The 9,549-nt window shown below is 71.9% G+C and carries 8 protein-coding genes; 5 read left to right on the forward strand and 3 right to left on the reverse strand.

Annotated elements, in window-relative coordinates:
* Positions 1 to 265: 265 nt before the first annotated feature.
* Positions 266 to 2,305: a beta-galactosidase gene (locus IFT36_RS13480; RefSeq protein ID WP_200413384.1), complete on the reverse strand. Its 2,040-nt coding sequence runs from the start codon at positions 2,303 to 2,305 to the stop codon at positions 266 to 268.
* Positions 2,306 to 2,500: 195 nt separating this feature from the next.
* Between IFT36_RS13480 and IFT36_RS13485 the strand changes: the two genes are divergently transcribed.
* From IFT36_RS13485 to IFT36_RS13505, 5 genes are all read left to right on the forward strand, one after another.
* Positions 2,501 to 3,808: an ABC transporter substrate-binding protein gene (locus IFT36_RS13485; protein ID WP_173152794.1), complete on the forward strand. Its 1,308-nt coding sequence runs from the start codon at positions 2,501 to 2,503 to the stop codon at positions 3,806 to 3,808.
* Between the two features lie 81 nt (positions 3,809 to 3,889).
* A complete protein-coding gene (locus IFT36_RS13490; RefSeq protein WP_200413385.1) occupies positions 3,890 to 4,900 on the forward strand; it encodes a carbohydrate ABC transporter permease in 1,011 nt (336 codons plus the stop codon).
* Between the two features lie 2 nt (positions 4,901 to 4,902).
* A complete protein-coding gene (locus IFT36_RS13495) occupies positions 4,903 to 5,859 on the forward strand; it encodes a carbohydrate ABC transporter permease (RefSeq protein WP_200413386.1) in 957 nt (318 codons plus the stop codon).
* Positions 5,860 to 5,938: 79 nt separating this feature from the next.
* The gene (locus IFT36_RS13500; RefSeq protein WP_056048744.1) at positions 5,939 to 6,952 is read left to right on the forward strand and encodes a LacI family DNA-binding transcriptional regulator; all 1,014 of its coding nucleotides are present in this window, start codon (positions 5,939 to 5,941) and stop codon (positions 6,950 to 6,952) included.
* A 67-nt stretch (positions 6,953 to 7,019) separates the two neighbouring features.
* Complete coding sequence (locus tag IFT36_RS13505; RefSeq protein WP_159825683.1) at positions 7,020 to 7,706, forward strand: SDR family NAD(P)-dependent oxidoreductase; 687 nt, start codon at positions 7,020 to 7,022, stop codon at positions 7,704 to 7,706.
* A gap of 19 nt (positions 7,707 to 7,725) precedes the next feature.
* Here the strand turns inward: IFT36_RS13505 and IFT36_RS13510 are convergent, their stop codons facing one another.
* Positions 7,726 to 8,217, reverse strand: coding sequence for a MarR family winged helix-turn-helix transcriptional regulator (locus IFT36_RS13510; protein WP_043596034.1), 492 nt, complete (start codon positions 8,215 to 8,217; stop codon positions 7,726 to 7,728).
* A gap of 97 nt (positions 8,218 to 8,314) precedes the next feature.
* Positions 8,315 to 9,549, reverse strand: a 1,235-nt coding sequence (locus tag IFT36_RS13515) for a hypothetical protein (protein ID WP_200413387.1), incomplete at its 5' end; no start/stop codon positions are given.

The raw sequence follows: 9,549 nt of genomic DNA on the forward strand, positions 1-9,549 counted from the left end.
CGCGGTCGCGGGGGCGCCCGACAGCAGGCCGGCTCCCAGGGCCGCCGTGGCGAGGGCGGCGCCGACGGCGAGACCGCGCCGGCCCCTCCGGTCGACGGGGGGCCGGGGTGTGGTGGTGGGTCGTGTCATCGCGTCGTCCTCCTTGACGATCGGTGGGGCGGGGTGCTGCGGGTGCGGTACGGGGTTCGGGACGGTGGGGCGCAGGAGGCGCGGTGCCGGTCTCGACGCCGGCACCGCGCCTCCTGCGGTCGCCTCGCGTCGCGGCTCAGCCGCGCGGGCGGCTCACGACGCGGACCGCACCGGCGGGGACGCTCACGCGGCCGTCGACGGCGGCGCCGGTGATCAGCTCGGTGCCCTGACCGACCACGACGTCGGTCGCGGTCTCGGCGTGGTTGACCAGGAAGGTGAAGTCGACGTCGTCCCCGTGGCGCACGACGACCTCCAGCCCCTCGGGGTGGTCCACCGGCAGCGGCACCCCGGCGTCGTCGAGCACCGACCGGACGAGACCCTCGAGATCGGCCCCGGTCGTGCGCGTCGAGACGTACCAGGCCGAGCCCTCGCCGTGGGCGTGGCGGGTGACCGCCGGACCTCCCGCCGCCGGGCCGTCGACGTAGCTCGCGACCGCCACGGCGCCCTCGAGCACGATGTCGTCGGACCAGCCCGTGCCCGTCGTGCCGTCGTCGAGGGTGACGACCTGGTCGGCGTACAGGGGCAGGAACTCGGGCACCGAGAGGCCGAGCACCTCGCGCAGGGCGCCGGGTGCACCACCGGCGTGGACGGTGTCGTTCTCGTCGACGACGCCCGAGAAGTACGACGCGACGAAGGTGCCGCCCTCGCGGACGAACGCGCCGAGGCCGTCGGTCGTCCGCCGGTCGGCCAGGTACAGCGAGGGCGCGAGCACGAGGTCGTAGCCCGACAGGTCGTCGTGCGGGTGGCGGAAGTCCACCGTCACGCCGAGCTGCCACAGGGCGGAGTACCAGGCGACGACGCGCTCGCGGTGCTGGAGTTCGACCGACGGCCGCCATTCGAGGTCGTGGGCCCAGAAGGACTCGACGTCCCAGAGGATCGCGACCCGCGCCTCCACCCGGCTGCCGCGGACGGCCGAGAGCCGACCCAGGTCGGCGCCGAAGTCGACGACCTCGCGCCAGGTGCGGGTCGAGGTGCCGGCGTGCGGCAGCATCGCGGAGTGGAACTTCTCGGCGCCGTACCGCGACGCCCGGAACTGGAAGAACAGGATCGCGTCGGCGCCCCGGGCCAGGTGGCTCGCGGCGTTCCGGGCGAGCTCGCCGGGGCGCTTGGCGATGTTGCGTGGTTGCCAGTTGACGGCCGAGGTCGAGTGCTCCATCAGCATCCACGGGGCACCGCCGGCGAGCGAACGGGTGAGGTCGGCGTCCATGGCGAGCAGCACGTGGTTGTCGCGGCGCTCGGCCACGAGGTAGTGGTCGTTCGCGACGACGTCGACCTCGCGGGCCCACCTCCAGTAGTCGATGGAGGGGCAGTTGGTGGCCATGAAGTTCGTGGTGACCGGGAGGTGCGGCGCGTGTCGTTTGATCGCGTCGCGTTCGGCGGTGAAGCAAGCCAGCAGGGCGTCGGAGGTGAAGCGGGCGAAGTCGAGGCGCGAGGTCTGGTTCACGACCGTGGCCGAGGTGCGCGGGGCGTCGATCTCGTCCCACTCGCCGTAGGTCTGGCCCCAGAAGCGGGTGCCCCAGGCCTCGTTGAGCGCGTCGAGGGTGACGTACTTCTCCTCGAGCCAGGTGCGGAAGGCGAGCACCGAGTGGGGGCCGTAGTCCTCGCTGATCGGGGCGCCGTACTCGTTGTGGACGTGCCAGAGCATGACCGCGGGGTGGTTCGCGTAGCGCTCGGCCAGCCGCTCGGTGATCGCGAGGGCCGCCCGGCGGTAGTCGGGGCTGCTCGGGCTGACCATGCCGCGGGAGCCGCGACCCAGGGTGACGCCGTCCCGCGTGACCGGGTGGGAGTCGGGGTAGGCCTTCCAGAACCAGGCCGGCGGGACGGTCGTCGGGGTGGCGAGGTCGACGTCGATGTCGGCGTCGTGCAGCAGGCCCAGGATGTCGTCGAGGAAACCGAAGTCGTACTCGCCCTCGCGGGGTTCGAGCAGGGCCCACGAGAAGATGCCGACGCTGACCAGGTTGACGCCCGCCTGCTTCATCAGGGCGATGTCCTCGAGCCAGACCTCGCGCGGCCACTGTTCGGGGTTGTAGTCGCCGCCGTAGCGCAGGTCGGCTCGGCCGGGCAGCCAGGTCGTGGTGGCCTGGGGCGTGGGTCGGGCGTCGAGCTCGAGTGACATGCGGTGATCTCCTTTGACTGTGTGCGCTCCCAGTTGTAACACACCGGTATCGAGCGGCGAAAGGGCCCGTAACGGTGTTGACAAGCGAAAACCGGTGTGCATAACTGTAACCGCTCACAGGCACAGCGACGTGGTTCTCCGAAGCACGCGCTGTCCCGCCCCCACCACAGCTCTTGCTTTCCTCAAGGAGGACGAATGCGCAGCTCATTCCGCCGTCTCGGTGTCGCCACGGTCGCGACCGCCGCCCTACTGCTCACCGCCGGGTGCTCCGGCGCCGGGGGAGGCGCGGCCGACGACGGTCCCGTCGAGCTCAGCTACTGGGCCTGGGCCCCGAACCTCGACAAGGTCGTCGACCTCTGGAACCAGGACAACCCCGACATCCAGGTCACCGTCAACAAACAGGACGGCGGAGACCCGGCCATCACCAAGCTGCTCACCGCCATCAAGGCCGGGAGCGGCGCACCGGACCTGATCCAGGCCGAGTACCAGAAGATCCCGACGCTCGTGTCCTCGGACGCGCTCGCCGACATCTCCGACCAGGGTGCCGCCGACCTCGAAGGCGACTTCTCGGAGGGCACCTGGTCGTCGGTGACCCTCGGCGGTGACGGCGTCTACGCCATCCCGCAGGACTCCGGCCCGATGATGGCGTACTACCGCACCGACGTCCTCGACCAGTACGGCCTGAGCGTCCCGACCACGTGGGACGAGTACGCCGACGTCGCCACCAAGCTCCACGCCGCGGACCCGACGAAGTACCTCGGCACCTTCTCGGCCAACGACGCCGGCTGGTTCGCCGGCCTCACGCAGCAGGCCGGGGCCTCGTGGTGGTCGATCGACGGCGACAGCTGGGGCGTCGACATCGAGGGCGGCCCGACGGAGAAGGTCGCCTCGTACTGGGGCGGGCTCGTCGAGAGCGGAGCGATCGACAACAAGCCGATGTACACGCCCGAGTGGAACGCCGGTCTGAACGACGGCAGCCAGGTCGGCTGGATCAGCTCGGTCTGGGCGCCGGGCGTGCTGGGCGGCAACGCCCCCGACACCGCCGGCAAGTGGACCGCGGCCCCGATGCCGCAGTGGGACGCCTCGAAGCCGGCGGACGGCAACTGGGGCGGCTCGACCACGGCCGTGACGACCCAGTCCGAGCACAAGGAGGCGGCGGTCGAGTTCGCGACGTGGCTCAACACCGACCCCACGGCCGTGGCGGCGCTCGCCGACATCGCCGGCGTCTACCCGGCGGCCACCGACGCGGCGTCGGACGCGCTGACCACCAGCCCCGAGTTCTTCAGCCAGCAGGACGACTTCTACGACATCGCCGCCGAGGCGTCCGAGTCGGTGCAGCCGTTCACCTACGGCCCGAACGTCAACGTGGCCTTCAGCGCCTACAACGACGAGTTCGCCAAGGCGGCCGACGCCAAGACGCAGGCGGCCTTCGAGGACGCGGTCGCGGCCATGCAGAAGATCACCGTCGACGACCTGACCAAGAGCGGCTTCTCGGTCAAGTAGCGACATCGGGCGGGGCGGCCGGGGTCGCCCCGCCCGCCCCGTCACCCCTCCGTCACACCCGTCTCGACCCAAGGACACGGCATGGCCGACACCCTCACCCCCCTCAGCCCGCGAACCCACGGGGCCGGCCCTCCGCCGTCGTCGGCCGGCCGCGAGGCGCCCCGCCCGGCGACCCGCAAGGGCAACGGCAGCTTCCGCACGCGGGTGCTGACCCCCTACGCCATGCTGGCCCCCGGCATCGTGCTGTTCGTGCTGTTCATGGCGGCGCCGATCGTCTACACGCTGTTCCTCAGCTTCCAGAAGAAACAGGTCGTCGGCCTGGGGCTCGGCTCGGGCGGCGAGAGCCAGGTGTTCGCCGGGTTCGAGAACTACGTCGGTTCTCTCACCGACCCCGAGTTCGCCTCCAGCGTGGGTCGCGTCCTGCTCTACGGCGTCGTGCTGATCCCGTGCATGCTCGGCCTCGCGTTGCTCTTCGCCCTGCTGCTCGACTCGAAGCGCACGCGGGCCACCGCCTTCTCGCGGGTCTCCATCTTCCTGCCCTACGCGGTGCCCGCCGTGATCAGCTCGCTGCTCTGGGGCTTCCTCTACCTCCCGGCCGTGAGCCCCTTCTACTACGTGTTCGACCGGCTCGGCTGGGACGTCGACGGGGTGCTCGGCTCGGGAACCGTGCTGTTCGCGATCGCCAACATCGCCCTGTGGGGCGGTGTCGGCTTCAACATGATCGTCATCTACACCTCGCTCAAGGCCGTACCGACGGACGTCTACGAGGCCGCCCGCCTCGACGGTGCCAGCGAGGTGCAGATCGCCCTGCGCATCAAGATCCCCATGGTCGCGCCGGCGCTCGTCATGACCGCGCTGTTCTCGATGGTGGCCACCCTGCAGGTGTTCGCCGAGCCGACCACCCTCCGTCCGCTCACGAACAGCCTGTCGACCAGCTGGTCGCCGCTCATGCTCGTCTACCGCGACGCCTTCACCCGCGACGACATCTACTCGGCGGCGGCGACCTCGGTCGTCATCGCGCTCGCCACCTTCATCGTCAGCTTCTTCTTCCTCCGGGTCGTCCAGAAGCGCGCATTCGGCCAGGAGGACTGACCATGACCACGATCGACCTCGACGGCTCCCGAGACGCCACGGCCCCGGTGCCCGACCCGACCCGCGCCTCCTCGACGAACCGCCGTCCCTCGGGCAGGGTGCCGCGCGACCCGTCCGCACCGCGCCTGCACGCCGAACGGCCGAGCGTCGTCTCGACGGTGCTGCTGCTGATCGGCGCCGTCTACTGCCTGTTCCCGGTGCTCTGGGTCGTCATGGCCTCGACCAAGGACGGCGGCGAGCTCTTCTCGACCTTCACCCTGGCGCCGAGCGGTCACCTGCTCGACAACGTCGTCGCCCTGACGCAGTACCGCGACGGGCTGTTCTGGCGATGGATGCTCAACACGGCCCTCTACGCCGGCATCGGCGCGATCGCCTCGACCTTCGTGTCGGCGCTCTCGGGCTACGTGCTCGCGAAGTTCGAGTTCCCGGGCAAGAAGGTCGTCTTCAACGTGCTGCTGATGGGCGTGCTCGTGCCCGGCGTCATCCTGGCGATCCCGCAGTACTTCCTGCTCGCGAACGTCGGCCTGACCAACACCTTCTGGGGCGTGCTGCTGCCGCAGATCATCAGCCCCTACGGCATCTACCTCGCCCGCATCTACGCCGCGGCCGCCGTGCCCACCGACGTGATCGAGGCCGCGCGCACCGAGGGGGCCCGCGAGATGGGCATCTTCTCGAGGATCGCCGTGCCGATGCTGCTGCCCGGGCTCGTGACGATCTTCCTGTTCCAGTTCGTCGCCATCTGGAACAACTTCATGCTGCCGTACATCATGCTCGGCGACGACTCGCTGTTCCCGCTCACGGTGGGACTCAACGGGCTGCTCAACCAGGGGGCCTCGGCGCCGGCGTTGTACACGCTCGTCATCACGGGTGCCCTGCTCTCGGTGATCCCGCTCATCGCGATCTTCCTCGTGCTGCAGCGGTTCTGGAAGGTCGACCTCGCGGCCGGCGCGGTCAAGTAGTGCGGCCTGGACGACCGGTCGTGCCGGCGGAGCGGAGCGCACCGCCGGCCCGGCGGTCGCCGCACCCTATGCTGGCCGCGTGAGCAGCACGACCGGCCGCGGCCGACCGACCATCGACGACGTCGCGACCGCCGCCGGCGTCTCGCGGGGCACGGTGTCGCGGGCCCTGAACGGCGGCCGGTGGGTCAGCCCCGAGGCCAAGACCGCGGTCGACGCCGCGATCAAGGCCACCGGGTACCGCGTCAACCCGCACGCGCGCAGCCTCGCGACGAACCGCACCGGCTCGGTCGCCTTCCTGCTCACCGAGGACCACGAACAGCTCTTCGAGGACCCGAACTTCTCCATCCTGCTGAGGGGGGCGGCCTCGGCGCTCGCCGAGCGCGACGTCTCGCTCGTGCTGATCATGGCCGGGTCGCCTGCCGAACAGCAGCGGGCGTTGGCCTACATCGGGGCCGGGCACGTCGACGGCGTCCTGCTCGTCTCCGCGCACAGCGGCGGAAGGCTGCTCGCCGACGTGGTCGAGTCGGGGGTCCCCGCGATCGCCTGCGGCATCCCGATCGGCCACGAGAAGAAGATGGGGTGGGTGGCCGCCGACGACCGCGAGGGCGCGCGCGAGATGGTCGCGTACCTCCGCGGCCTGGGGCGCAGGCACATCGCCACGATCGCCGGCCCCGCCGACACCCCCGGCGGCATCACCCGCCTCGAGGGCTACCGGGCCGAGCTGGGCGACGACGCCGACGACGCGCTCGTGCGCCACGGCGACTACGGGCGTGAGAGCGGCCGCGTCGCGATGCAGTCCCTGCTCGCCGAACGGCCGGACCTCGACGCCGTCTTCGCCGCCAACGACCGCATGGCCGCCGGGGCGATCGACGCCCTGACGGCCGCGGGGCGGCTCGTACCCGACGACGTCGCGGTCGCGGGCTTCGACGACTCGAGCGTCGCGACCGCGACCTCGCCGGCCCTCACGACCATGCGTCAGCCGTTCGACCGCATCAGCAGCGAGATGGTGCGCCTGCTCCTGCAGGTCATCGACGGCGAGAAGCCGGCCGCCATGACGTTGCCGACCGAGCTGGTGGTGCGCGCGTCCGCCTGACGCGACCCGCGCCTCCTGCGGTCCTCGCCCCGGCGTCCCCCCGGGACGCGCGCGTAGGGTCGGCGGCATGACCGATCTCGACGGAGCCGTGGTGCTCGTGGCCGGTGCGTCCGGCGGACTGGGGCAGCGTCTCGCGGCGATGCTCGAAGACGAGGGGGCCGTCGTCGTCCGCGCGGCCCGACGACCCGAGTCGCTCTCGGGCCCCGGCGCCTACCTCGCCGACCTGCGTGACCGGTCGGGAGGCGCGGCGCTGGTCCGGTCGGCGCTCGACGAGCACGGACGCCTCGACGGCGTCGTGGTCGCCGCGGGCGTCGTCGCGTTCGGAGCGGCGAAGGACCTCGACGACGACACGCTCGACGAACTCGTCGAGACGAACGCTCTCGGGCCCATCCGTCTGGTGCGCGCCGCGCACGCCGCCCTCGCGGAGTCCGCGGCGGCCGGTCGCGAACCCTTCGTCGTGACGATCAGCGGCGTCGTGTCCGAGGCCGCGACCGTGGGGATGGCCGCGTACTCGGCGTCCAAGGCGGCCCTGGCGTCCTTCGCGTCGGCCGCCGGACGCGAGTACCGGCGAGACGGCATCCGCGTGCTCGACGCGCGCCCGGGGCACACCGACACCGGTCTCGCCACGCGGGCGGTCGCCGGGAAGGCGCCGGCGTTCGGTGCGGCCCTCGACCCCGACGCGGTGGCCGAGCGGATCGTGCGGGCGATCGTCGACGGCGAGAAGGACCTGCCGAGTTCGGCGTTCTCGAGCTGACTCCCGACCGGCGACGCTGCTAGCTGAACTCGTCGCCGACGAGCCGCAGCAGGTCGGCGAGCTGGGCCTGCTGGGCGGGTGACAGCGAGTGCAGCCGGGCGCTCTCGGCGTCGACCAGGCTCAGCATGGCGGCGTCGACCCGCGCGATGCCGTCCTCGGTCACGCGCACCAGCACACCGCGGCCGTCGCTCGGGTCGCCGTGGCGTTCGACGAGGCCGCGCTCGACCAGACGGTCGAGTCGGTTCGTCATGGTGCCGCTCGTGACCATGGTCGCCGTGACGAGGTGCTTCGGGCTGAGCTGGAAGGGGTCGCCGGCCCGACGGAGGGCCGAGAGCACGTCGAACTCCCAGATCTCGAGGCCCGCATGGGCGAACGCCTCGCTGCGGATCCGGTCGAGGCGCCGCGACAGGCGGCGGAGGCGCGAGAAGACGTCGAGGGGTGCGAAGTCGATGTCGGGGCGCTCGCGGGCCCAGGCGTCGATGATCAGGTCGACTTCGTCGTTCGTGGCCACGGTGCTGCGTTCCCATCGGTCGGTTTCGGACTCCTCATCTTCGTCCACCTGCCGGTGAATCGTCCGCACGGGTCGCCGGGGCGACCCGGGTGGCGCGCTACTGGTAGGTCACGAGGTCGGGCGTCGGCGACACGTCGGCCATCGTCTGCTCGGGCGAGAGCATCGGGGCGTCCTCGTCGTAGAAGTTCTTCCAGCCCCAGGCGACCCCGGCCGGAGCGCCGTCGTGCAGCGTGCGCCAGGTGGCCTGCTTGTCGGGCTGTGAGCCCTGACCGTCGGCGTGGATCAGCGTGGCCAGCTCGGGCCGCGACGTGTCGATCGACGCCCGGTCGCGCAGCATGTCGAGTCGGAACTGGTGCAGCACGAACATCTTCGGCGGCAGACCCTTCGAGGCCACGAGGTCGGCCAGCCAGGTCGACACGGCGTTCACCTCGCCCGCCTCGACCCCGCCGATCTGGCGCAACGGCACCTGGTCGGCCTCGAGGCGCCATTCGGGGTCGAGGGCCAAGCCGACGTTCGGCCGCGACAGCAGCGACTCGTAGCGCTTCGCCTGGCTGAGGAAGTCCGCCCGACCCGGCTGCAGGTCGATCACCACGTACTGCCCCGCGGCGGCGGCCGCGTCCACGTAGGGCTCGATGCTCTCGACCGACAGCTCGTTCGAGTAGTCGCCGTCGTCCCCGGCGGCACCGGCGGCGACCGTCGCGATGACCTCGAGCATCGGCACCACGGGGCGGTCGCTCGCCGCGTCGTAGCTCGCCGCGACGTCGGCGGCACGCTGCACGGTCGCGGCGACGTCCTGCTCGCCGAGCACGCCGAGCGCTCCGGTGCCGGGCGCGCCGTAGAGCGCCACGAACCGCCGGTCCGGGAAGAACCGTTGGCCGCCGCCGGGCAGCTGTGCCCCGGATCGGGCCGCCGCGACCGACCACGCGGCGTCGCGCACGGTCGAGAAGGACGAGCCGATCAGGACGGTGTCGGTCGTCGTCGAGGCGTGCAGCGCGTCGATCGCCTCACCGGAGGCCTGAAGGTCGACGACCCCCTCGGGCAGGGCCTGGACCTCGGCCCCCGCGGCCCGGGCGGTGGCCGTGGCCGCGACGTCCTCGGCTCCGGCCACGACGGCGAGGACGTCGTCCAGGGGCGTCGCCGGGTCGGGCACGTCGACCGAGGAGGCGCGGCTCGCGATCTCGACGCCCGCCCCGTCGATCGCGCCCACGTCGCCGACCGCCAGCACGGTCTCGACGCCGAGCCGGTCGAGCTCGGCCGCCAGGACGGACGGCCCGGTCGTGGGGCTGTCGCTCGACGGGCCGGCGGACGGCGACGCCGTCGGCGCCCCCGCCG

The sequence above is a fragment of the Frigoribacterium sp. CFBP 13605 genome, from assembly GCF_014839405.1.
Classification (GTDB): domain Bacteria; phylum Actinomycetota; class Actinomycetes; order Actinomycetales; family Microbacteriaceae; genus Frigoribacterium.